At 65.2% G+C, this 23,059-nt stretch carries 19 protein-coding genes; 10 read left to right on the forward strand and 9 right to left on the reverse strand.

Going from position 1 to position 23,059, the window contains the following annotated elements; all coding sequences use genetic code 11:
* Positions 1-208: 208 nt before the first annotated feature.
* Positions 209-1,081: an expansin EXLX1 family cellulose-binding protein gene (locus AB0C34_RS20945; protein ID WP_357075332.1), complete on the forward strand. Its 873-nt coding sequence runs from the start codon at positions 209-211 to the stop codon at positions 1,079-1,081.
* Here the strand turns inward: AB0C34_RS20945 and AB0C34_RS20950 are convergent.
* Both AB0C34_RS20950 and AB0C34_RS20955 read right to left on the reverse strand, forming a co-directional pair.
* Entirely contained in the window at positions 1,074-2,762 is a 1,689-nt protein-coding gene (locus AB0C34_RS20950; protein WP_357075335.1) for an FAD-binding dehydrogenase, read from the reverse strand. The genes AB0C34_RS20945 and AB0C34_RS20950 overlap by 8 nt on opposite strands.
* Complete coding sequence (locus AB0C34_RS20955) at positions 2,759-3,400, reverse strand: TetR/AcrR family transcriptional regulator (RefSeq protein WP_357075859.1); 642 nt, start codon at positions 3,398-3,400, stop codon at positions 2,759-2,761. The genes AB0C34_RS20950 and AB0C34_RS20955 overlap by 4 nt, the downstream gene beginning before the upstream one ends.
* 204 nt (positions 3,401-3,604) lie before the next feature.
* Here AB0C34_RS20955 and AB0C34_RS20960 point away from each other — a divergent pair, with 204 nt between their 5' ends.
* Together AB0C34_RS20960 and AB0C34_RS20965 are read left to right on the forward strand one after the other, a co-directional pair.
* Positions 3,605-4,606 carry a zinc-binding alcohol dehydrogenase family protein gene (locus AB0C34_RS20960; protein ID WP_357075862.1) on the forward strand — a complete coding sequence of 334 codons (1,002 nt, stop codon included), beginning with the start codon at positions 3,605-3,607 and terminating at the stop codon, positions 4,604-4,606.
* A gap of 198 nt (positions 4,607-4,804) precedes the next feature.
* Complete coding sequence (locus AB0C34_RS20965; protein WP_357075338.1) at positions 4,805-5,422, forward strand: cutinase family protein; 618 nt, start codon at positions 4,805-4,807, stop codon at positions 5,420-5,422.
* Between the two features lie 236 nt (positions 5,423-5,658).
* Here the strand turns inward: AB0C34_RS20965 and AB0C34_RS20970 are convergent, their stop codons facing one another.
* Both AB0C34_RS20970 and AB0C34_RS20975 read right to left on the reverse strand, forming a co-directional pair.
* A complete protein-coding gene (locus tag AB0C34_RS20970; RefSeq protein ID WP_357075341.1) occupies positions 5,659-6,864 on the reverse strand; it encodes a cytochrome P450 in 1,206 nt (401 codons plus the stop codon).
* A 369-nt stretch (positions 6,865-7,233) separates the two neighbouring features.
* Complete coding sequence (locus tag AB0C34_RS20975; RefSeq protein WP_357075343.1) at positions 7,234-7,992, reverse strand: hypothetical protein; 759 nt, start codon at positions 7,990-7,992, stop codon at positions 7,234-7,236.
* A gap of 846 nt (positions 7,993-8,838) precedes the next feature.
* Here AB0C34_RS20975 and AB0C34_RS20980 point away from each other — a divergent pair.
* From AB0C34_RS20980 to AB0C34_RS21005, 6 genes are all read left to right on the forward strand, one after another.
* A complete protein-coding gene (locus AB0C34_RS20980) occupies positions 8,839-9,426 on the forward strand; it encodes a YbaB/EbfC family nucleoid-associated protein (protein ID WP_357075346.1) in 588 nt (195 codons plus the stop codon).
* Positions 9,414-9,776, forward strand: coding sequence for a hypothetical protein (locus AB0C34_RS20985; RefSeq protein ID WP_357075349.1), 363 nt, complete (start codon positions 9,414-9,416; stop codon positions 9,774-9,776). Before AB0C34_RS20980 ends, AB0C34_RS20985 begins: the two co-directional genes overlap by 13 nt.
* Positions 9,773-10,669 carry a hypothetical protein gene (locus tag AB0C34_RS20990; RefSeq protein WP_357075352.1) on the forward strand — a complete coding sequence of 299 codons (897 nt, stop codon included), beginning with the start codon at positions 9,773-9,775 and terminating at the stop codon, positions 10,667-10,669. The genes AB0C34_RS20985 and AB0C34_RS20990 overlap by 4 nt, the downstream gene beginning before the upstream one ends.
* Positions 10,670-10,970: 301 nt before the next feature.
* Positions 10,971-11,471, forward strand: a complete 501-nt coding sequence (locus AB0C34_RS20995; protein ID WP_357075355.1) for a hypothetical protein — start codon at positions 10,971-10,973, stop codon at positions 11,469-11,471.
* Between the two features lie 695 nt (positions 11,472-12,166).
* The gene (locus AB0C34_RS21000) at positions 12,167-13,477 is read left to right on the forward strand and encodes a cytochrome P450 (RefSeq protein ID WP_357075358.1); all 1,311 of its coding nucleotides are present in this window, start codon (positions 12,167-12,169) and stop codon (positions 13,475-13,477) included.
* A 51-nt stretch (positions 13,478-13,528) separates the two neighbouring features.
* A complete protein-coding gene (locus AB0C34_RS21005) occupies positions 13,529-14,344 on the forward strand; it encodes an SDR family NAD(P)-dependent oxidoreductase (protein WP_357075361.1) in 816 nt (271 codons plus the stop codon).
* 48 nt (positions 14,345-14,392) lie between these two features.
* Here the strand turns inward: AB0C34_RS21005 and AB0C34_RS21010 are convergent, their stop codons facing one another.
* From AB0C34_RS21010 to AB0C34_RS21025, 4 genes are all read right to left on the reverse strand, one after another.
* Entirely contained in the window at positions 14,393-16,426 is a 2,034-nt protein-coding gene (locus AB0C34_RS21010) for an SDR family oxidoreductase (protein WP_357075364.1), read from the reverse strand.
* A gap of 300 nt (positions 16,427-16,726) precedes the next feature.
* Positions 16,727-17,431, reverse strand: a complete 705-nt coding sequence (locus AB0C34_RS21015) for a 5'-nucleotidase C-terminal domain-containing protein (RefSeq protein WP_357075367.1) — start codon at positions 17,429-17,431, stop codon at positions 16,727-16,729.
* Between the two features lie 263 nt (positions 17,432-17,694).
* Complete coding sequence (locus AB0C34_RS21020; RefSeq protein ID WP_357075370.1) at positions 17,695-18,351, reverse strand: biliverdin-producing heme oxygenase; 657 nt, start codon at positions 18,349-18,351, stop codon at positions 17,695-17,697.
* A gap of 101 nt (positions 18,352-18,452) precedes the next feature.
* Positions 18,453-19,877, reverse strand: a complete 1,425-nt coding sequence (locus AB0C34_RS21025; protein ID WP_357075865.1) for a threonine/serine exporter family protein — start codon at positions 19,875-19,877, stop codon at positions 18,453-18,455.
* 234 nt (positions 19,878-20,111) lie between these two features.
* On the opposite strand from AB0C34_RS21025, the gene AB0C34_RS21030 reads away from it, so the two are divergent.
* Positions 20,112-20,966, forward strand: a complete 855-nt coding sequence (locus tag AB0C34_RS21030) for an LLM class F420-dependent oxidoreductase (protein ID WP_357075868.1) — start codon at positions 20,112-20,114, stop codon at positions 20,964-20,966.
* Positions 20,967-20,996: 30 nt separating this feature from the next.
* Here AB0C34_RS21030 and AB0C34_RS21035 read toward each other — a convergent pair whose 3' ends face one another.
* A complete protein-coding gene (locus AB0C34_RS21035) occupies positions 20,997-22,904 on the reverse strand; it encodes a VWA domain-containing protein (protein ID WP_357075373.1) in 1,908 nt (635 codons plus the stop codon).
* Positions 22,905-23,059: the final 155 nt, after the last annotated feature.

Genomic DNA, 23,059 nt, shown 5'->3' on the forward strand with positions numbered 1-23,059 from the left:
GCGGAAGCCGTTCGGGCCGAATCATTTTCGATCCTGCCGCGCTTGTGTCCACCGGATGCTCGATGTTTGCGTCGCGCTTGCTGAATTGTGAGTCTTTCAGAGTGAAGATTTTTCGTTCGCGATGTGCGCAGGCGTCCGGGCTGCTTTTCTGAGGACGTCAGGATGGACGGTCCGCAGGCGATCCGGAGTTGGGGGAGCGATGCACCGAATGCCGAACGAACGGCGGCGATCCCGCGCCGGATGGCTGTGGTCGGCGGCGGTTGTGCTGACTGTCGCCGGCGCGGCCCTCGGGCTGGCGCAGCCACAGCAGCCGATGTGCGAAGTGGGGTTCGCGCCGAGCCCACCGTCCCGAGTTCCCTTGCTGGCCTCGACATTTGTGCCGCGGACCCTACCGCCTTCGTCGACAGTGACGGGTGCGGCGCGGTACTACACCCTCGGCCGACGGGTCGCGTGCTCGTTCAGCGGATTGGCGTCGGACGGCTTCTATGCCGCGCTGTCGACCGTGGCTTACGGCCGTGCCGACCTGTGCGGCGCGTCTCTCGAGGTTCAGGGCCCACGCGGAACGGTGCGGGCCGTCGTCGTCGACCGTTGCCCGGGATGCACTACGGAGCAACTGGTTCTGAACGCAGCGGCATTCGAAGAAGTTGCCGATCCGCGTGCCGGGGTGGCGGAGGTCCGCTATCGAGTGGTGCGGGACCCGCAGCCGATGCCGGAACTGACCTACCAGGTGAAACCGGATTCCTCGGCGTCCCGGTTCGGCATCCTGTTCGGCGGCACCGGAAACGCGTTGTCCGAGGTGGCTGTTCGCCCTGTCGGAGGTGGTCCGTGGCGGGAACTCACGCGTGGGATGGACAACTACTGGAGCCTGTCCGACGCCGGTTCCGGCCCTTTCGGCGCGCAGCTGACGGATGTTTACGGCAACCGCGTCGAGATATCCGGTGTCACCATGGGGCCGGGACAACGCTCTACCGATGCGCGGCTGTATACCGGTGCTCCTTCGTTCACCGCGACCGCCGTCACCTCGTTGGCGGCACCATCGGACCTGCCTGCACTACGGTGCGCACCTAGCGAGGTCAGGTGAGTTTCGCTGTCGCCCGCCCCGCGGCGCGGCCGGAGAAGATGCAGCCGCCCAGGAAGGTGCCCTCCAACGCGTTGTAGCCGTGCACGCCGCCGCCGCCGAATCCGGCGACCTCGCCCGCGGCGTACAGGCCGGGAAACGCGGAGCCGTCCGGCTTGATCACCTGCGAGTCCAAGTTGGTCTGTACGCCCCCCAAAGTCTTCCGGGTGAGGATATTGAGCCGGACGGCGATCAGCGGTCCCGCGGCCGGGTCCAGGATTCGGTGCGGTTTGGCGACCCGGCCCGCCTTGTCGCCGAAATATCGACGCGCGTTGCTGATCGCCATCAGCTGGCTGTCCTTGGTGTACGCGTTGGCCAGTTCCCGGTCGCGGGCGACGATCTGGCCTTCCAGCTTGTCGTAGTCGAGCTGCGGTCCTCGGGCGATCTTGTTCATCCCGTCGACGAGCTCGCGCAGTGTGTCCGCGACGACGAAGTCGACACCGTGCTGCTTGAACGCCTCCACCGGGCCGGGCGCTCCCTTCGCGACCCGGCTCTTGAGCGTGAGTTTGAGGTCCTTGCCGGTGATGTCGGGATTCTGCTCGGAACCCGACAGCGCGAACTCCTTCTCGATAATGGATTGGGTGAGCACGAACCAGGAGTAGTCATAGCCGGACTTCAAGATCTCCTTCATCGTGGCGTTGGTGTCGAAGCCGGGGAAACATGGTGCGGGCAGCCGTTTTCCGAGCGCGTCGAACCACATCGAGGACGGACCGGGAATGATCCGGATGGCGTGGTCGGGCCAGATCGGGTCCCAGTTGACAATACCCTCGGTGTAGTGCCACATGCGGTCCCGGTTGACAATGGCGCCGCCTGCCGCCTCGGTGACGCCGAGCATGCGTCCGTCCACATGGGCGGGCACACCGGAGATGAGTGTCTCCGGGCATTTCCCGAGCCGCTCGGTCGGCCAGTTGCGGCGGATCAGCTCGTGGTTGTGACCGATTCCGCCGGAGGCCACGATCACCGCCTTTGCCCGGAACTCGAACTCGCCCACCTCGTTGCGCGACGATGCCTTGCCGCGTTCGAGATCGGTGTCCGCTAGCACGGTGCCGCGCACGCCGACCACCGCGTAGTTCTCCACGATCAGCTCGTCCACGCGGTGGCGGAAGCTGAAACCGACGAGCCCGCGACGCTCGCCGGCGAGGACAGGCTCGGCGAACACTCGGACCACCTCGGGGCCGGTGCCCCACGTGAGATGGAACCGCGGCACCGAATTGCCGTGACCGTCGGCGAATCCACCACCACGCTCGGCCCAGCCGACCAGCGGGGTCACGCGCAGGCCTAGAGTCCGAAGATAGTCCCGCTTTTCGGTGGCGGCGAAGTGTACGTAGGCCTGGGCCCACTGCCGCGCCCACAGGTCCTCGTCCTCGCGGTCGAACCCGGCCGAGCCGAGCCAATCTTGCAGCGCGAGATCGTAGGAATCCTTGATGCCGAGGCGTCGCTGCTCAGGGCTGTCGACGAAGAACAGTCCGCCGAGCGACCAGAACGCTTGACCGCCGAGATTGTTGCGGTTCTCCTGGTCGAGCAGGTGGACCGTGCGGCCCGCCTGGACCAGCTCATACGCGGCGACGAGGCCGGCGAGTCCGGCGCCGACGACGATGACGTCCGCCCGCTGTGCCACATCCGAACTGCTGTGGGACATGTTCATCCTTCGGTTGCGGTGCTGTAGGCCAGCACGACGTGGTGGAAGAGCTCGGTGCGCCGGCTGCGGACGACACCGCTGTCGGGCTCCATCAGAACTTGCACGCTGGTGCCGTCGTGGACAGCGATGAGCGCCTGACCGAGCGCGTGCGGGTTCGGCACGCGGCGGCCGACGCGCAGCAGGGCAGTGAGGATGGTCGGCATGAGGGTCGCGACGATGGCTTCCTCGCGCGCGGACATCACCTTGCGCAGTGTGGGTGTACGCAGGGCGTGTGTGGTGAACTCCGTGGTGATCCGGTACCAGTCCTCGTCGACGGGGACGGCCCGCTCCAGCCGTTCGACCACTGTGCTGACCTCAGCGGTGCATTCGGCGGCGATGTCGTCGAGGATGACTCTCGCCGCCGTGAGCATTGCCGCCGACCGCTGTTCCCACATGGTCAGAAACAGCTCGTCCAGTGAGCTGAAGTTGGAGTAGAACGCGCCACGGGTGAACCCGGCCCGTTCGCAAACCCGTTCGACGGTGACGCGACCGAACCCCTCCTCGGCGAATGCCTCGTAGGCTGCGGCGAGCAACCGGTTTCTCGTCTCGGTGCGGCGTCGGGTGGCTCGGGTCGGTGCGGTACGCGTGGCCTCGGACGTCACCAGCACCTCCCTCGGCTCCGGCTGATCGCGGCCATTCGATACAGAAACGTATCCAATACGGCAACGTATCAGAGTTGCGGCCTCGCGAGTAGGAAACCGCCAGGTAGGGTGGCCTCAGCACATTCGGCCGTGGTCGGGGGCCGGTCCGTATCGAGCCGATCGGTGCGAGGTGATTCGATGAGTGACGTCCGCGGCGGTACGAACTCGATGCTCTGTTGGCGGGCGCGCAGACCGGGCCCCATCGACACCGGTCCGCTGGACGAGGTGCGTTCGGTCATCCCGGAACCGGCGTCGGGCGAGCTGTTGGTGCGCGTACTCGCGTGCGGTGTCTGCCGGACCGACTTACACGTGGTGGAGGGGGATCTCCCGGTGCACCGTGCGGGCGTCGTGCCGGGGCACGAGGTCGTCGGTGCGGTCGTCGCCCTCGGCTCGGCGACGGAGGAGGAGTTCGCCGTCGGGGATCGGGTCGGCATCGCCTGGCTGCGGCACACCTGCGGGGAATGTGCGTTCTGTCTGCGCGGCGCGGAAAACCTCTGTCCGCGTTCGGCTTACACGGGCTGGGATGCCGATGGCGGCTACGCCGAGTTCGCCTGTGTGCCTGCCGCGTACGCGCTGCGCCTGCCGGACGGGTACTCCGATGCGGACGCCGCGCCGCTGCTGTGCGCGGGCATTATCGGATACCGGGCGCTGCGGCGGGCTAACCTGCCGCCCGCCGGACGACTCGGGATCTATGGCTTCGGCGGCAGCGCCCACATCGCCGCGCAGATCGCGGTCGCGCAGGGTGCCGAGGTGCACGTGATGACGCGTGATCCCGCCGCGCGGGAACTCGCGACCGCCCTCGGCGCGGCGTCGGTGCAGGGCGCGGCCGACCCATCCCCGGTGCGGTTGGATTCGGCGATCTTGTTCGCGCCCGTCGGCGAGTTGGTGCTGCCCGCGCTGGCCGCGCTCGATCGCGGCGGGGTCCTCGCCATTGCGGGAATCCATCTCAGCGACATTCCTGCGCTGAACTATCAGCAGCATCTTTTCCAGGAGCGCGAGATTCGCTCCGTCACCGCTAACACTCGCGCGGACTCCCGTGAATTCCTGGCCCTCGCCGGCGAACATCGGATAAGCCTGACCACGCACGGGTACTCCCTCGGTAGAGCCGACCGTGCGCTGGCCGACCTCGCGCACGGACGCTTCACCGGCGCAGCGGTTCTCGTTCCGTAGGGCGACGCGGCAGGACACGATTCGGCGCTGAGTCCGCATCGGTCGGGTCGAGTTCCTTGACAGTCGCCGGGGACGTTCTTACCTTCGCGGATATAGCCGAGAATTGTCATCGACAAGGGTCACTCGGCTGTCTCACAACGGCGTGAGTAGGTGAGCGCGATGGCCAACCGGACGGTGATTCATTTCGAAAAGTGTCGTGTGGCAAGGGCATTTGCTGTGCTACTGCTCGCCGCCGGATTCGGGGCAACGGCAGGATTGCACGCATGGGCGATGTCCTGCGTGGCAGTCGATGTCGCGATAGCCAGGGGGACACACGAACCCGGGTATCTGGGTTCGGCGGTGGGTGACCCACTCTATGACAGGCTGTGGCACGCGCTGTCGGTGAGTTCGCAGGCATATCGCGTGAGTTACCCCGCGGACCTGCTCGATCCGGCGTCGGTCAGCCGTGGCACCCAGGACATGACCGCCCATGTGCTACAGCAGGCGGCGATATGTCCGGAGCAACGGTTCGTGCTCGTCGGCTTTTCGCAGGGCGCGGTGGTGGTCCACGGGGTACTCGGCACCGAGACCGTGACCACGCTCGGCGGCATCTACTCCCTGCCAGTCGGTCTGGAATCCCGGGTGGCGGCGGTGCTGCTGTTCGGGGATCCGGTCCGTCGGCTCGGCGGGAACGTCCCGGATCTGTATTCCGCGCGGACCGGGAACTATTGCACCAGTGGAGATCCGATCTGCGGCGGTGGGATCGACCCGAATGCGCACACGAACTACTGGTGGGCTCTGTGGCCTGCCACAGAGTTCGCCGAGTGCCGGGTATAGGAACCGCGAACGGGAGGCCGAACGGTGGGGTCGATTGTGGTCGACCCCACTGGTTGGTGCCGCCACCGCCCGGCCGACTTCAGTCGAGCGCGGCGCGAGCATCGACGAGTTCAGAGGCTGATCACCGGACCGAGGCCGATTGTGCGGCAGGATGGCGCGCCTCATCGCAGTCCCAGTAGAACGGCACCGGGCAACCCCGGCGCCCATTCGGCAACACCATCCTGACCAGCACGGACTCAACCGACAATGGTAATCGGGAGCCGCTCGAGGCCCCGAGCCCAGATCGTCGGCCGCCAGGTCAATTCGTCCTCTCCGATCGCCAGGCCGAAATCGCCTAGACGTGCAAGTAGCGTTTCGAACGCGACTTCGCTCTCCACAATGGCGAACGGTGCGCCGAGGCAGTAAGTGATGCCGCGGCCGAAGTCGAGATGCTCGGCATTGTGTGGCCTATCCAACCGAAACACTGCGGGCTCCGGAAACTTCTCGGGGTCGCGGTTCGCAGCACCGAACAGCGCGACCAGCGACTCGCCTGCGGCCAGGTCCACGTCTCCCAACCGAGTCGCCTTCGCGGTCTGCCGCGGAACATACGTGACCGGCGAGTCGTACCGGAGTGTCTCGGTGACAACATCGGCCACCCGTTCCGGCTGCCTGCGTGCTGCCTCGAGTTCTGCGGGATGGCGTAACAACGCAAGCAGCCCATTGCCGACGAGGTTGGTGACGTTCTCGTGCCCCGCGATGAGAAGCGTCACCGCAAGGCTGATGAGTTCGCGCTCGCTGAGCCGTTCACCGTGCTCCTCCGCGTCCAGCAGTTCACTGAGCAGATCCTCACCTCGATTCCTGCGCCGCAACGAGATCAGGGCGAGGAAGTAGCCCTTGAACAGCGCGGCCGCCTCGATCCCCCGCGCCCGAACCTCATCCGAGATGACGAAGTCGACGGTCGGAGTGATGTCGTGGGTCCACGAGCGCAGCATCTCGCGATCCTCCGGCGGCACCCCTAGAATCTCGCACACCACCTGCAACGGCAGCGGGTATGCGAAATCCGAGATGACATCAAGGACGTCACCGCTCCGAGCCGCGGCCTCGTCCAAGAGTTCGGCCGCCAACTCCCGCATTCTCGGCCGCAGGCGCTCGGCCTTCTCGCGCGTGAACGATCCCGCGACCAGTCGCCGCAACCGGGTGTGATCGGGTGGGTCAAGCGCGAACATGAACCGGCCCATCACATCGTTCAGGCTGTTCTGTCCGAAGCTACGAGCCAATACCTCGGCGAAGTCGCCGCGTACGAAGGTCCGGTGATCACGCAGCAGCTGATCGATATCCGCGAATCTGGTCAGAAACCGCAGACCGTTGATACCTCGATGGGCCGGAGCCAGCGTGCGGAGCCGGTCGAACCACGGGTAGGGATCTCTGATCACTTCAGGTCGTGCCGGGTCGAACTCATCCACACGCGGATCGAAGTCCGACGCCGCAAAAGTGCCTGTCACAGCATGCCTTTCCCGTATGTCGAGCAGTGGAGCAAGGTGCACGGGTTTCGATCGAACGCCGACCAGCTACCCGCAGCCCTCGATGCATGATCCATCGAGTAGCGCATCTCCGCACGCGCGGGTCCGCCCATCGGACCATGCGCCGTTCTCGTATCGAATGTGGCCCGACGGGCTCATGGCCGCACGGGTCCGGGCCGGCTGCGGGTGCGACCCGAACTGGTGATCGCGGACAAGGCGTAGTCGCATCCCTCGGACGAGGTAGTGGCCGTCGGGTAGCCCATGTCCGGCGCCCGCTCTCGTGCCAACATCGCTCGAGAGTTCTGTTGACCGTCATTTCCGCGACGTCAGCTGTATCTGATGTGGATCAACGGACAGGCCGTGGGCTCGGAGCCGGTCCACCACCTGTTGGGTGTATTTGCGATCGGGGCGATAGTGTCCGCTGACATCGGTGAGCAGGTCGAGCCTACCCATGGTGACCTTGAGGCTCCCGGCGCCGGCGACCGGTCCTCCGGCTGTCAAGCTCGAATGATGAATGTCCGTCCTGGGTAACGTGACCAGCAAATTCCCTTCATGATCCATAACCCAGATCGCTCTACGTCGCCTGTCCAATCTGTTGCGGCCTGGTCTTCGCGTGTTGAGGAGTTCGCCTTTCGCGTCATACAGCCGACCTTCGCGAATCTCGACAAGGAATTGCTTCCGTTGTTCTTCGTCGTAGTACCGAATGCCCGGCAGGAGTCGAGGCAGGAGTCGCCCTGGGCGCTCCTCACCGACGTATCGGCGCCGCATCTCGATTGTCAGCAGCGGTCGATCCAAGGTGGTTTCGCCAGGCAGGTGCAAACCCTGGTCGCCATTTCGGGGCTCATCGCCGATGGGCCCACTGTGAAGGTCCACGGTGAGCGCATCCAACGCTCCGGCAGAGTCCCGATCGGTGTCGACGACGTGGCGGACGACGCCCAGGTCGAGTGTGCGGGAATGTCGCCCATAGAATGTGGCAGCCGTGCGCGCTCCCTCCGTCGCTGCATCCACCACGCGGTGAGCTGCCTCGCCTAATGCGCGTATCAGGGGATTACCGGCGAAGTCGTCGACCATCTAGCTACGACGTCTCATCACTCTGCTCACAGGCATCTTTCTAGCAGGGTAGCTGGAGACGTTGCCAAGGCCCCTGGATGAGAGATTCCGGGCGGCCTCCTCACGCGCTACGACCCGATCCGTCCTTCCCGTCATGCACATGTCTCGATCACTCCTCCTACCGGTCAGCTGCAAGCTGTTGCTCCGAACCTGTGCTACCGACAGGCCGACAAGTTCCGGCAGGGTCGGCGCTTCGGCGCAGGTGATGATCGATTGCACAACGGTGCTGATGTGCGGGCGGAACGCATCGCGCGGTGGGACGACCCATCTTCGATATCCGGTGTTCTCATCGCCGGGGGCCGGCAGCGCGATCGAGCCGCCGTCCGGGACGATCGTTGCGGCTGCGCGCAGTAGCGCGATAATGATGGCGCTGTCGTTGGCGAGTCACCATGTCACGACGGCTGGCGCGCTCAACGGCCTGACGGCCGAGATCTCAGACACCCACTGAGACACCTCGAGCGGTTGTGCGCCCTGCCCCGTCGGGTCGGGCAGGTGCGACCCGATGGATAGGCCAGAGGTGCCGAAACTGACGGCGTAACGAGACCTCTGAAGACACTGTGCGACAACGTATATGCTGCTTCGCGCGAGCAGGATCGTAACTCCGAACTGTGGTGGAGCGGCGCGTGCCCAGCATCGTCCACCGGGGCCGGGGCACCTGCGGCTCTCGCAGAATTCCGATGGAACCGATCTGCCCCGCACTGCGTCAGAACAGATGAATGAACGGCGAAGGACGTCGTTGCGCGATCCGCGACGTCGGGTTCTTCGGCGGGTAGGTCGGTGGTGGGCAGTCGCGAAATGGGAGGTGTTGTGGCGGAATTCGATCCGAGCCGCGCTGCGGAGAGCTTTGCGCAGTTGGCAGAAGATTTCGAGCGCCGGGCCGGGCGGTTTCAGGAGTTGCAGGAGCGGATGACGGCGCTCACGGTCACCGAGTCCAGCGGTGGTGGTCGGGTGAGTGTCACTGTGGACAGCAATGGTGTTCCGACCGCGATCAACCTGTCGGCGGGGTCGCGTGGCCAGGATCCGGCGGTGCTGTCCGCCGAGATCATGTCCTGTATGCGACAGGCGCAATCGACATTGCGTACACAGGTCACCGAACTCGTGCAGCACACCGTCGGTGCGGACGAGGCAGGCGCTACGATCATCGATCAGTTCGCCCAGCGGTTTCCCGATCCAGGGCCGGACCCGGTCGCGCCTTCCGGGTACTCCGCATCGCCGCCGTCGGGCAACACTCCACCGTCGGTCCCGTCCGCTTCCTCCCCGGCACAATCGCCGACCTCTTCGGATGCGAGCCTGTCGCGGTCGCGTAATCGCAAACCTGACCGCGACCAGATCGTTGTCCCGGATGAACCAGACGCCGACGACGAGTACTACAACCGGAAGACTTGGCTGATATAACCATGGGCAACCCCGACGCAATCTCGGTCGATCCCGAGGAAGTCCGCAGTCACGCGACGAATCTGCAGAAACTCATGCACAGTTTGACGCTGTCTCTCGAGGCCGCCAGCTACCTCGGCGCCGCAGACGACGGCTTCGGAGCGATCCCACGACCGCTGGTGAAGATGGTGCTGGACGACGATCACCGAAACGCCATCGAAGTGATCCGCAAGCTCGCCGAGGACGTTGCGGCGTTGCCGGACAAACTCCATACCGTCGCGACGGCATTCGACGACAAGGATGGTGCCTTCGGCAACTCGCTGACCGAACTGCACGGGAGGATCGCCGACGCGTCAGGAGGGTCGAAGTGAGCACCGGGATCGGCAACTGGATCAACGAGAACACTCCAGGCTTCAACGATCGGAAGAAGCCCGAGGGCAACCCGCTGATCGAAGACGGGACCGACTACCGGGACGAATATTTCCAGGAGACCGTCTTCTGGCTGCACGACATCGGTCTGAAGCAGGATGAGAAGACCGGCGTCCCCGGTTTCTTGTCCGGAACCATTGCGGGTGACGCCTGGGAGGCGTACGCGAATCTCAAGAACGCCAAGACATTCGAGGCCATCCTCGGTGGCATCGAGGTAGGCGTGACCGGATACGACGCTTGCTACGATCCATTCGGATTCGCGGGCGACCTGATCGCCGGATGGATGCTCACGCACGCCGAGCCATATCGGAAGGTCTTGGACGCGTTCGCTGGAAACGACAATATGGTGCAGGCGTATTCCGTTACGTGGAGCAAGATCGCCAAAGAGCTGACCGATATGAGCGTGACGTGGAAGTCAGGGGTGGAGGCCGATATTGCGACATGGACCGGCCAAGCTGGAGACGCCTACCGAAGTCGTGCCGGCGATCTGATCGATCAGATCGCCGGGGCAGGTGGGATAGCGGCCAGTCTCGGGGAGACCATGGACATCGTGTCGAAGATCGTCAAGGCATTCCGAAAACTGGTGCAGGATATCCTGACCAGCTTGGTGGGAGCACTGATCGGGTACACCATCGAGCTCGCCTTAACTGCGTGCACCGCGGCCCCACACGTCGTCAGCGCGGTGCTGCTCAGATTCGGGCGCGACAGCATGAAGATCTCGGCGCTGCTCACCGAGATGGCCGGTGCCTTCAAGGATGTGCACACGCTCGCCCAGGCTGTTACCGCCGTCATCTACGCCGTCCTGGGTAAGCAAAACCAACCTGAACAAGCTTGACATCTGCGTTCGGCGGTTCGCGGGGGAGTTTTGTTGCGAATCGTCGGCACCTAGTGAGGAGTGACTGCACATCGTGCGCAATGAGCAATGGCCGAATGCACATATCGGCGCCCCCGAGAACCGGTCATACGCGCCGCCGCCACCGGCTGGGCAGGCTGGTTTCGGCGGTCCGCCACAGCCGCACGGATACAGCGGACGTACGCGGAGCAACATATTTCAACCCCAGTCGCCCGGTGCACCCGAGGTCCACGTCTATCGCGGCACCGCTCACTACGTGCCACCGCCACTGCACACAGTCGATATGCCGAGACTCCGGTTCGCGCAGAACGCGGAGCGGTACCCGGTAGAAGCGTATCGGCCCGAGCCAGGTCAGACCGGAATTACGGTCTACACCGCCTATTTCCGGTGGTGGATCCTAGCGCCCGCATACGCGGCAGCCGGACCGCGAATATATGTGAACGGCAATGAAGTACCGAATACATCCTGGGGCGTCACACACGTACCCGCCAACCCAGGGCTCTACCGCGTCGAAATATTGACGCGGCGACCACACTGGTTCTACCGAATCTTCTTCAAGTCATGGTATTCCGATATGGGACCAGCCGACACTGTCGTCCCAGTCGAATCCGGGTATCAAACACAAGTCCACTACCGCTCTCCGGGGTTCCACCTCCTTCCAGGCGCGATCGCCCCGTACCCCCCGAGGTGGCCGGGATTGAACTGGATCCGCTTCAGCTGGGTGGTCTTCGGCGCGTTGATCGGCCTGATGTTGTTCGGGGTGGTGATGAACATTCTCGACTGAGCCGCCACTGGAGAAGCTGCATCAGCGCCGAGTTGAGCGTGTGGATATTCGGCTGTTGCTGTGCGAGGAAGCCAATGGCCTCCTTGTGGTCTCGCTCTCGGCGATCTCGTCGTCGTCGCAGTAGTACGCGGCCGCGGTTTCCGGCATTCGCACCTGAGTCAGCGATAGGGAAGTCCAGCGCGTAGCTGAGCGCGCGGCCGCCGTCGCGCGCCAGCCGGTGCGCATTGTCAGCGCCGGTTACCCCCATATGGTGCTGCCGCAAACGACGAATGCTCCCGATGTCGGGAGCCGCGCTGCACGGCGGGGTGCTCGTCACGAGATCTTCCTACCGTGTTCGGGTGGAGGCAGAAGGTGAAACTGCACCGTCGGTGCTCCTTGGGCAGCACCTACCAGCGGTTGCTGGATGCGGTGTGTGGTTATGACAAGCCGGTGGCCGACGGCGGCGATCCGGACCTTTCCGTTGCCGGCAACGGCGGGGTCCGCAGTTCGTCACGCGGCTGGTGTGACGCTATGGCTGCCGGCGCGGGCAGCGACGGTCGCGATAGTTCCCGGTGGCGGAATCGCCGATCCCGGCTATGATCTCGGTCGAACCTACTGGTCGGTTGGCCGATGGTTGGTGTCGGTAGGTGAGAAGGGACCGCGCACACGCTATGACAACGCTCCAGCGAACGAAAATAGCACCCGGGCGCCCGCCCGTGGTCTCCGGAAAACAGCCGATTGTCGGCCACCTTCCCGAATTCCTCGTGGCGCCAGAGCGCGTGCTCTGGCGCGGTCAACGACAACACGGCAATATCTTTCAGCTCGTCGTGCCGGGCGCCGATGTCGTCGTACTACTCGGCATGCGCAATAGTGAGTTCTTCTTCAAAGAAACCGACAAGCGCCTCTCCATCGCAGACGCCTACCCCTTTTTCACCCGCATGTTCGGCTCTGAATTCTATTTCATGGGCAGTGTCGAACAGTGGAAGAAACAGCGCGAGGTGGTCCTTCCCCGATTTCAGGGAGGGCAGGTGGCCGACTACATTCAGGTCATGGACCAGGAAGCCGCTCGGTTTGTCGAATCACTTGGCGACCGAGGCGAATTCAACCTAACCGACGAGTTCGGCGTACTGGTCATGCGTATCGCGGCCCACGCCTTTTTGGGGCCAGCGATCGCCGACGATCTGGTGGCCGGCGACTTCTTCGAGGAATTTCGTAAGTTCAGCATGGGGATGAGCTTCTTCCTCCCCGACTGGCTGCCCGTTCCGCGGACCGTCAAGAGCAATCGCGCTCGCGACCGGTTACGGCGGTCGCTCAGCGAAATGATTCAGCAGCGACGACGCGCTTCGATTGATCCGCCGGACTTCTTGCAACATCTGGTCGAATCTGTCTATGCCGATGGCACCCGGGTGCCCGACAATGTGCTGGTCAATTTCGTGCTGATGTTCTGCTGGGCCGGCCATGAGACGACCACCGGGCATTTGTCGTGGGCCTTGGCCGATCTCATCGAACATCCTTCGGAATTACGTCGTGTGCGGGCCGAAGCCGAGCAGTTACTGGCTGCCGATCAGGTGGATCTCGCCGGGGTACGAGGCATGCGTTTCACCTATGACTGCCTGCACGAAACAGAGCGGTTGCACCCGGTGGCCTACATCCTCGCCCGGCAGGCGCAAGAAGAGCTGGACATCGACGGCTATACGATTCCGCGCGGCGCCTTCGTCTTCACCAGCCCGGCCGTCAGCCATCGGCTACCGGAAACCTATCCGGAGGCCACCGAGACCTACTGGCCGGACCGGTATTCCCAACCCGGTGGCAAATCGGCCCGGGGTTCGCTAATCGGTTTCGGCGCCGGCGCGCATCGCTGCCTCGGCACTCATTTCGCTTACCTGGAAATGCAAATCATTGTGGCGCGTCTGGTCGCGGAATTCGAATTGGAGCTGGTGCACGGCATGCCGAAGCCGATGTCCGGTGCGGGCACCACCAAATGGCCCGCGCACCCGTGCGCCGTTCGGTACCGCCGTCGCAGCTGACCGAGCCCGCCAGGCGTAGAACACATTCGACGAGACACAGGACGTATCGACGTGAAGAATTTCGCGGGCAAAACCGTGGTCATTACCGGCGCCGGTGCCGGGATAGGCCGATCCATGGCGGTGGAATTGGCGCGCCAGGGGGCCCGGCTGGCGTTGTCCGGCCGAAGTATCGGCAATGTGGCGGAAACCGCCGCGCTCTGCGAGAAGGAAGGCGCGAGAGCGCGTGCCTACCAGGTCGACGTCACCGATCGCGCGGCCGTATACACCCATGCCGATCAGGTGCTGGCCGATTTCGGCGTGGTAAACCTGGTCGTCAACAATGCCGGGGTCTCGATGACCGCCAATGTGGCGGAACTGGACATCGAGGATTTCGAATGGATTGTGAATATCAACTTCTGGGGCGTGATCTACGGGACCAAGGCCTTCCTTCCGCACGTGATCACCTCCGGTGACGGACATATCGCCAATATCTCCAGTATGTTCGGCCTCGCCGCGTGCCCCAGCCAAAGCGCTTACTGCGCAACGAAATTCGGCATCCGCGGCTTCACCGAAGCGCTCCGGCAGGAGATGAAAATCGCCGGCCATCCGGTGGGTGTCAGCAGCGTGCATCCCGGCATGGTCAAGACGGGGATCGCCTGGAAGGCACGCGCTGGTAAAGACCACGACCGCGATGCCCTGGCCGCTAATTTCGACCGTCTGGCGAAGACTTCCCCGGATTCAGCGGCATCCGCCATCATCGCTGGCATTCGCAAAGATCGTGCGACCATCTTGGTGGGCGCCGACGCCAAGGTGATCAACTGGCTTCCCCGGCTGTTCGGGTCCGGATATCAGCGCATCCTCTCCGCACAGATGAAGAACCACGTATAGCACTCCGGCTGTAGTAAGTCCGTCCACCATGGCCCGATCATCGCGGATCTACCAGTGTATTCCCGGCACTACGCGCGCGATGCGGGCCGCGGGCCCTGGGAGGGCCATGAGCGGCATGACCACCGGGGCGAGCACAGCGAGGGGACTGGGAGCCTGCTGTGCGTCCGGCTCGGCGGGCGCCTCTTGGACGGTCGCGGAATTCGTGCTGTGTTGCGCCGCATGGGATTCCCCGAAGAGGCGGAAACCCTGGTGCATGATCTGGCGTTTCACCGACGGCATGAGTAGCTCCACCGCCTGGGCGAAGGTGCCGACCGGGGTGTCGATGCGGTGGGGGCGGTCCTCTAGCGCGCGGATCACGATGGCGGCGGCCTGGTCCGGATCGGGGACCGGAAGCGCGCGGTACAAATCAGTCGGCGCAATCATCGGCGTGCGCACCAGCGGCATTCGGACCGAGGTGAAGGTGATTCCGGCATCGCGGTTCTCGACCGCCGCGATCTCGCTGAAGTTGTCGAGCGCAGACTTGCTCGCCACGTACGCGGCGAATCGGGGCACCTTGGTCTGCACCGCGATCGAGGAGATGTTGACCACGTGCCCGAAGCGGCGTTCCCGCATCGACGGAAGCAGCCCGAGGATGAGCCGCACTGCGCCGAAGTAGTTCACCGCCATGGTGCGCTCGAAATCGTGCATTCGGTCGGTCGAGTTGAGCACCGACCGGCGGATCGAGCGGCCCGCGTTGTTCACCAGGTAGTCGACGTGTCCGTGGTCGTCGAGGACGCATCGCACGAGCTTCTCGACCGCCTCGGAGTCGGTGATGTCGCAGGGATAGGTGTGTGCCACACCGTTTTCCGCGCGCACCGCGTCGGCGGCAGCGGCCAGGTCGTCGTGGCCGCGGGCGACCATCAGCACGGTGGCGCCGCGGCGGGCGACTGCGTGCGCGGTGGCCAGTCCGATGCCAGAAGAGGCGCCGGTGATCAGGACTACCCGACCCGCGAGCCGGTCACCGGTGAACGACACGCGGCCACGCTGGGGATCCAGATGGTTGCGCCAGTACTCCCACAGGCGCTCGGCGTAACTGTCGAACGACGGTACGGTGATTCCCGCGCAGCGCAGTTGGGCGCGGGTCGAGTCGCTGATGAACTCGGCCGAGAACGACGTGTGCGGGGCGACCTCGGCCGGAATGCCGAGTTGTGCGAGCAGGAAATCGCGCACGGCACGAACACCGGGCAGGTGCGCGAGTCCGCTCAGCGCGAGTGCGCTGCCGGGCATCGTGCCGGCACCGGTCGGTGCGCCCGCTGCCGCGGCAAGTGCGGCGTACACCTCGCTGCACGGCTGCGGGTCCGGGTTGACCAGGTGGAAGGTGCGTCCGTCCAGGCCGGGGCGGCGGATCAGGTGGACCATGGCGGCGGAGACGTAGTCGACCGGGACGATATTGGTCGCACCGACATCGGGCAGCGGTATAGGCAGGTCGGACGGCAGCGCGCTGAGCTTGGCTATGGCGGCGAAGAAGTAGTATGGGCCGTCGATCTTGTCCGTTTCGCCGGTGCGCGAATCGCCGACGATGATCGCGGGCCGGTACACCCGCCAGCGGACGCCACGCGACTCGCGGACGAGTTGTTCGGCGGCGAACTTCGTCCGGTGATACGGCGAGGTCAGCTGCTGTCCGAGGTCGAAGTCCTCTTCGAAGAACTTGCCTTTGTGATCGCCGGCCACGGCGACGGAGGAGGTGTGGTGCAGCACCGCGCCCAGTTCGCCGGCCAGTGCGAGGACCGAGCGGGTGCCCGCAACGTTGGCGGCGTGCGAAGTGTCCTCATCGGCAGTCATATCGTAGACGGCGCCCAAATGGATGATGTGATCGGCATGCGGTGCTTCGCGGGCCAGGCCCAGCCCGTCGGCGGTGAGGTCGCCGATCAGCGCGAAGACACGGGTGCCGCCGCGCCAGCTCGTCGTGAGTTCGGTGAATTTCGCCAGGGACGTCTCACGCACCAGGACATGCACGATCGCCTCGGAATCACTATCCAGGAGATCCTGCACCACCCGTCGGCCCAAGAATCCGGTACCGCCCGTCACGATGTAGGAAACCATCGCACTCTCCTGCCGTTTACTCGAACCGTGTTGTCGCACAAGTTATCCGGCATGCGGCGGTGGATGCGGACAGCGTCGAATCAGCCCCGGTGACAATCCGTCGGGCCGAGAGCAGGAACCTCTTCGTCCTGACTTGTTACTGCACAGTAACCGACCCTGCGGGACACCGGCAAGCGATCGTTACCCGTTCGAGTTGTGGCGATGGTCACCGTCCTTGCAGGTCAAAGGGTGTGTCTGACAAGTATTTCCGGATGCCGGCAGTTCGGTCGAAATTCCGGTAACCGGTGCGCGTTCGGCGCCTTACCTCTGCTCGACGCGGGAGGACGGTGCGTGCAGCGCAGGCTTGTCGCGCAGGAACGCCTTGAAGGCGTCCAGATCGATCGGGCCGACTGTGATGTCGGTACCCTCGTTGAAGACCGTGAAACCGTCGCCGCCGGAGGCCAGGAAGTTATTGGTGGTGATGCGGTAACGGGCAACCGGGTCGAGCGCCTGTCCGGCGATGCGCAGGCTGTCCGGGATCACCTTCGAGTCGACGGGGGTCGTCTGGGAATAGGTGTAGGTGCCCTGCGCGTCCATGACGTTCGCGGCCAGATACTGGAATTTCGCGCCGGTGAACGGCACGCCGGGTGAGCATCCGTCCGCAGCGCAGCCGACCTGCCGGACGCGGGCCAATTCCGTTATTCCGTCATCGAATTCGTGATTTCCTACCGACGACGCGGCGACCCCGACATTGTTCAGGAAGGTGATCGTCGGCTCGTCGTGGAACAGGGCGGAGAACACGGGACTGGCTCCGATGTTGTCTCCGGCTGCCACCACCGCGCTCGCGGGATAGGCGGCCTTCAACCGAGCAAGGTGAGTCGCGAGATAGGCCGCCCCGCCCGCGTCGTACCCCGCGATCTTCCCGGTCGATTCGGCCGACGGCTGTAAGTTCCCGTGCAAGTCGTTGAATCCGAACAGATGCACCTCATCCGGGTGCGACGCCGGCACGTCATTCGTCGAGACCACGGGCGCGACCTTCGGCGTCGTCGAGATGGCGGGGCCGTCGCCTGGATCAGGGACGCCACACCCCCGGGCAGACTTGCCCCGACCAGGCCGGCGAGCACACTGGCGATGCGACGGCGCGTTCTCATATCAACTGTCTCACGCTCCGTCTGTCCCCGCGGAGACACGACCGGCCGAATCCCGCACCCGCCAAACGAGACCTGGCGGGCGATGCGGCTCGTGTGGTTCGCTGGCCGGATTTCTTTGGTCGTCGCGGGGCGGGTCTCCTACTGGGCGGCGGGAAACTCCTCGGCAAGTTCTTCGAAGACCGCGGTGTTCATCGCGAACGCGCGCTGTCCCTCGTCGAGTACACGGCGACGCTCCAGATCGTCCAGCGGTAGGCGGTCGAGCAGGCCGCGGTACTCGCGTTTGAACGCCGCCGGATTTCCGACGCCGTCGAAAACGTAGAAGCGCACACCGTCGCCGCGGTGTGGCAGGTTCCACAGCTTCTCCGCGGTGCCGCGGATGACCTGTCCGCCGGACAGGTCACCGAGATATCGGGTGTAGTGGTGGGCGATGTAGCCGGCGGGCCAGTCACGGGCGCACTCGTAGATGCGCGCGGCGTAGGCGGCGGTCGCAGGCAGCGGTTCGAGGTTGTCGCGCCAGTTGGGGCCGAGGAGATGGGTGAGGTCACTTTCCAGTTCAATGGTGCGGGCGAGTTCGGGCCGAATAAAGGGTCCGGCGATCGGGTCGTGGACCAAATCGTCCCAGCGGCGCTCCAGCGCCTGGTAGATGAACCAGAGTTGGCCGGTGTAGCGGTGATACGAGTCGACGCCGAGCGCTCCGCCGAGCATGTCACTCATGAACCGTGAGTTCTCCGCCTCCGCGTGCTGTTGCTCGGTGGCCTTGCGGATCTGCGCCGAGAACGGAACTGCCTCCGCCATGTCCGAACCACCTCACCTCATACCGGAGTGGGCTACCTCAACCACCGCGATAAGAGGGTACCGGGTGGACACGGACCCGCGCGGGATGTTGCCGCGCACGGTCACTGGACGGATACCGACCGGCGGCGACGCCGCACGATCGGACGCCGCACCGAGCCGAAACGCCGGAGTATCCGTGGTCGGCGGGCGGTCCGGTCGAACCACTCGCCGAGGGTGACACCAGCCGCCAGCGCGCAGCCGACGCCGAAGGCCGCGAGCAGTTGATTGGCTCCGATCAGCAGTTCGTCGTTGAGCAGGGCGTACAGGCCGCGGTACACCTTGAGTCCCGGTAGGAGCGGGGTGATACCCGCGACCGCGACGACCAGGGGCGGCGTCAATGCCCGGCGGGCCATCAGACCACCGGCCAGGCCGACCAGAGTCGCTGCGATGCCGGAGGAGATCAGCGGACCGAACCCACCCTGCTGCGCGAGCAGGAAACAGATGGTGCCGGCGGCACCGCTGCCTGCGGCGGCGGCGAGCGCGCGGCGTTCGGCATAGCAGGCGAGCGCGAACGCCAGTGCCGCGACGGCGCCCGCCACGATCTTCATCGGCAGGTCGGTGATGTCGTGGGCGGAGGTGAGGTAGACCGGCGGCACGGTGGCGTCGACGAGATTGGCGACGCGCAGCGCGAGCACGATGCCCGCGATGATCCCGCCCGTCATCATCATCACCTCGAGCATGCGGGCGGTCGCGGTGATGGGCGCACCGGTGATCGCATCCTGAACCGAGCCGACGAGTTGTAATCCACTGAGCAGCACGGTGATTCCGGCCGCGATGATCAGGGTCGGGTCGACGTCGATGTCCAGCCGCACGGCCAGCGTAGCCAGGACGAGAGCGGGCACGGCCGCGATCGCGCCGCCGACCACGTGCTGGAAGAAGAACGGCAGGCCGTAGCGATTCAGCATGCGGTTGGTGCGGTCGATCGCCGCGGTGCTGGCGAAACTGATCGCGGCGACGATCGCGCCGCCGCCGAGGAGCGCGGCGATCGACGCGGCCAGGAGCGACCAGGCGAAGGTGGCGGTCCACCGCCGATACGGGTGTGGCGCCGAGGTGATCGCGTCGAGTGCCGCGCGTGCCTGGTCCGGCGGGACGACTTTTGTACGGATCCGGCGGGTCAGGCGGTCCACCGCGGCGAGCCGGGTGAAGTCCAGGGCACGGTAGTGCACGATCCGCATGGTGCTGGCCGGTGGCAGTTGTGGTCCGCGGTCGGCCCAGATCCTGATGGCGTCGTAGGTGACGTCGATGCTGCAGCGCGACAGGCCGTAGGTGGCGGCGATGAACCGCACGGTCGTCGTGGTGTCGACGACGCCGGTGCCGGAGGCGAGTACCACTTCGCCGACCCGGACCGCGAGATCGAGGACCTCGGCGACGCGCGCGTCGTCGGTGAGATCGATCGGTTGCAGGGGTGTCGGCGCGGCGACGATGGTGTCCGCGGTCGCCTGGCGGTCCGCGACGAGCAGTCCGACGGCCTGGCTGACGACCGGAATCCGCAGTGCCCGCCGCAGTCGCAGCCCGCGGCGCCGGCCGAGGTGATCCACCCGCTCGGCGGTGACGTCGCCTCCCGAAAATGTGTCAGGACCCATGGGCGCGAACCTAGTCACCCGACAGGCATTCGGCATCCGCAGGGGTCGGCACTGTGGCGTCGACGCAGCACAGGCTCTTGGGCCGCCCCGGAATTCATGGTAGAACTTGTTCTAATTTCGGCGATGGGAGTGGGTACCGTGCGGTACGGAATCGTATTGTTTACCAGCGACCGGGGAATCAGCCCGGCAGATGCGGCGGTGGCTGCGGAGAGTGTCGGCTTCGACACATTCTATGTGCCTGAGCATACCCATATCCCGGTGGTCCGCGCGGCACCGCATCCGCGCACCGGTGACGCGAGTCTGCCCGACGACCGGTACCTGCGAACCCTCGACCCCTGGGTGGCGCTCGGCACCGCGGCCGCCGTGACCAGTCGCATCGGATTGGCCACGGCCGTCGCGCTGCCGGCCGAACATCACCCGATCACGCTGGCGAAAACGATCGCCTCACTGGATCATCTGTCCGGCGGTCGAGTCAGCCTGGGTGTCGGATTCGGGTGGAATACCGACGAACTCGCCCACCACGGTGTGCCCGCGGGCAAGCGCAGGACCGTGCTGCGCGAGCACCTGGACGCCATGCGCGCCCTGTGGACGGAGGATGAAGCCAGCTTCGACGGAGAGTTCGTCTCCTTCGGCGCCAGCTGGTCGTGGCCGAAGCCGGTACGCAAGCGGATCCCGGTGCTGCTCGGCGCCTCGGGCACGGAGAAAACCTTCAGGTGGCTGGCGAAGAACGCCGACGGGTGGATCACGACCCCGACCGAGGACGATCTGGAAGGGAAAATCGGCCTGCTGCACCGGATGTGGCGCGAGTACGATCGCGCGGACTCGCCGGAGATTCTCGCGCTCGCGCCGCAGCATGACGCGGCGCAGCTTGCGCGATGGGCCGACTTCGGTGTCACCGAGGTGCTTTTCGGGCTGCCAGACAGTTCGACCGACGACGTCCGGGCCTACCTCGCACGGCTGGCGGCGGAACTGGGGATCGACGAATCCCGGTGACGCGCTGAGAGCGCCACCGGGATTTTGACGTCAGCCTCGCCTGCGGGCCACCACCAGGCCCGCGATAACGCCGACAACGATGACGGCGCCCGCGCCGAGCCCCGCGACGAGAAGCCATTTCGTCGCCGGCCGGGTGGCCACATCGTTGGTCGGCGTCGCCGCGGTGTTCGGAACGCTGTTCGCTTTGCCCACGCCGCTGGCCTTCTCGCCGAAGACTCCATCGCCGATACCGGTGGAGTACACCGGTCCGTTCTCGCGCGTACCGCCGACGGTGAGATCCAGCTGGATGGGTACCGGCGTGCCGTCGCCCTTCTCGGTGAAGGTGGAACCCAGTTTCACCGCCAGGTAGTACCAACCGCCCACCGACTCTTTGCGGGCGTCGAGGCTGGTGGCGGTCCGGTTGGCGTAGCGTATCGGAACCGTAGCCATCGGTTTGTTCGATGGCAGAACGTGGTCGGTGCCGGTGTAGGCGCTGAAGTCCGAGCCGATCTCCTGGCGGATCGGGCTGTAGAGCGTGGTTCGGATATTGGAGACGTTGTCCACACCGCGCGCGCCGTTGCCGCCGAAGCGCACCTGATAAGCGAGGCCTTGACCCCAATCCAGCCGGACCCGGTAGAACACGAACTCACCCGGCCGGAGAGTGTCGGTATACCGCCCGGTGGCGGTGAGCGGCGTCGCTACATTGAACGAACCGCCGCCGATCGTGGGCGTGCCGGCACCGGCCTGCTCGGCGAAGGCCGTCGGCGGTGCAGTAGCGGCGGGTCCTGGATCGGTCGCGGCGGGCTCGATGCCGACCAGCAACTCGAGGGGCAGCCGCTCGGGAACACCGGTGGAGACTTTGTCCCAGGTCAGGGCGAAGTAGTAGCGCCCACCGCCCCGGCACTTGTCGGAGTTCGCGTTGCTGGCGCGCTCCTTGGTCGCGCCGTCCCAGGTCTTGGCGACGGTCAGCGCCACACCGTCACTGGAACTGGTGGCTTGTTGGAATTCGAAGGCGTTGCAGTCCCGGCCGTCCGCACCGTAAACGCGCAGGTTGAGGACGTTGATGTCATCGACGGATCCGATGTTCGGTAGGCGCGGAAAGGAGATGGTGCCACTGAAGTAGGCGGTTGCCCCGGTGGGAATGTCGAGGGCCCAGTATCGGGTCTCTTTCTGGCCGATGGTGTCGAGGTACTGGCCGGGTGTGGCGAGGGGCGCCTTGTCGTAGCTTGGCGTGCCGGTGATGGGTGTGCCGGCGGCTTGGTAGTTGCGCAAAGCGGCGGCGGTGACGCGGGGGAGGATGCGTTCGAGTGCGTGGCCGTCGGTGGCGTCTGTGTAGGTGCCGCCGGTGGCTTGTGCCATGCAGGTCAGCTGGGCGCGGGCCTTGGCGTCGACGGCGAAGCCGATCGCGTGCATGATCAGGTCTATGCCGCGCTGTTTTACTTCTCGTGCGACCTCGCATGGGTCCGGTGGGGAGCAGGTGTCGTCTCCGTCGGAGACCAGCACGACCGAGCGTGGGCCGGAGTCGGGGAGGGCTTCGGCTGCTTGGCGCAGGGCGGTGGCCATCGGAGTCCAGCCGCGGGCTTCGATGCGATCGACCGCGGAGGTGAGCGCGGTTCGGTCGAGGGTGTCGGGGCGGTGTAGTACCTGCACGTCGCGGCATCCCGCGGTCTTTTCCGCCTCGGAATTGCCGGTACTTGTGCCGTAGGTGGCCAGCCCGACCTTCGACTCGGCGGGTGCGGCGTCGACGAATGTGCGGACTGCGGTCTTGGCGGCGTCCATCATGGTGCCTGCCGGGTCCGGTCGTTGCATTGATCCGGAGGCGTCCAGGATCAGCATGGTCGGTGCGTATTGCGGGGTTTGCTCGGAGGTGTTCGGCTGTGCTGTTGCACTGGGGGCGGCGAGCAGTGCGCTGATCAGGCAGGTGGTGAGCAGGGCGGTGAGTGTGGTGAATCTCGGCATGGTCCTCGTCGATTGTGTTTCGCCGGTATCGCACGGCGCGATCCAGATCAGTTCCTGGTGACCGTATTGCTCGGATGTCTTGTAGCGCGACTCCGCACTGCCCCACCACGAGAAGTGGTCCGCGCGACGTGCTCGCGCGGACCACCGAATCGGGC

Source organism: Nocardia sp. NPDC049220, from assembly GCF_040647855.1.
Classification (GTDB): Bacteria; Actinomycetota; Actinomycetes; order Mycobacteriales; family Mycobacteriaceae; genus Nocardia.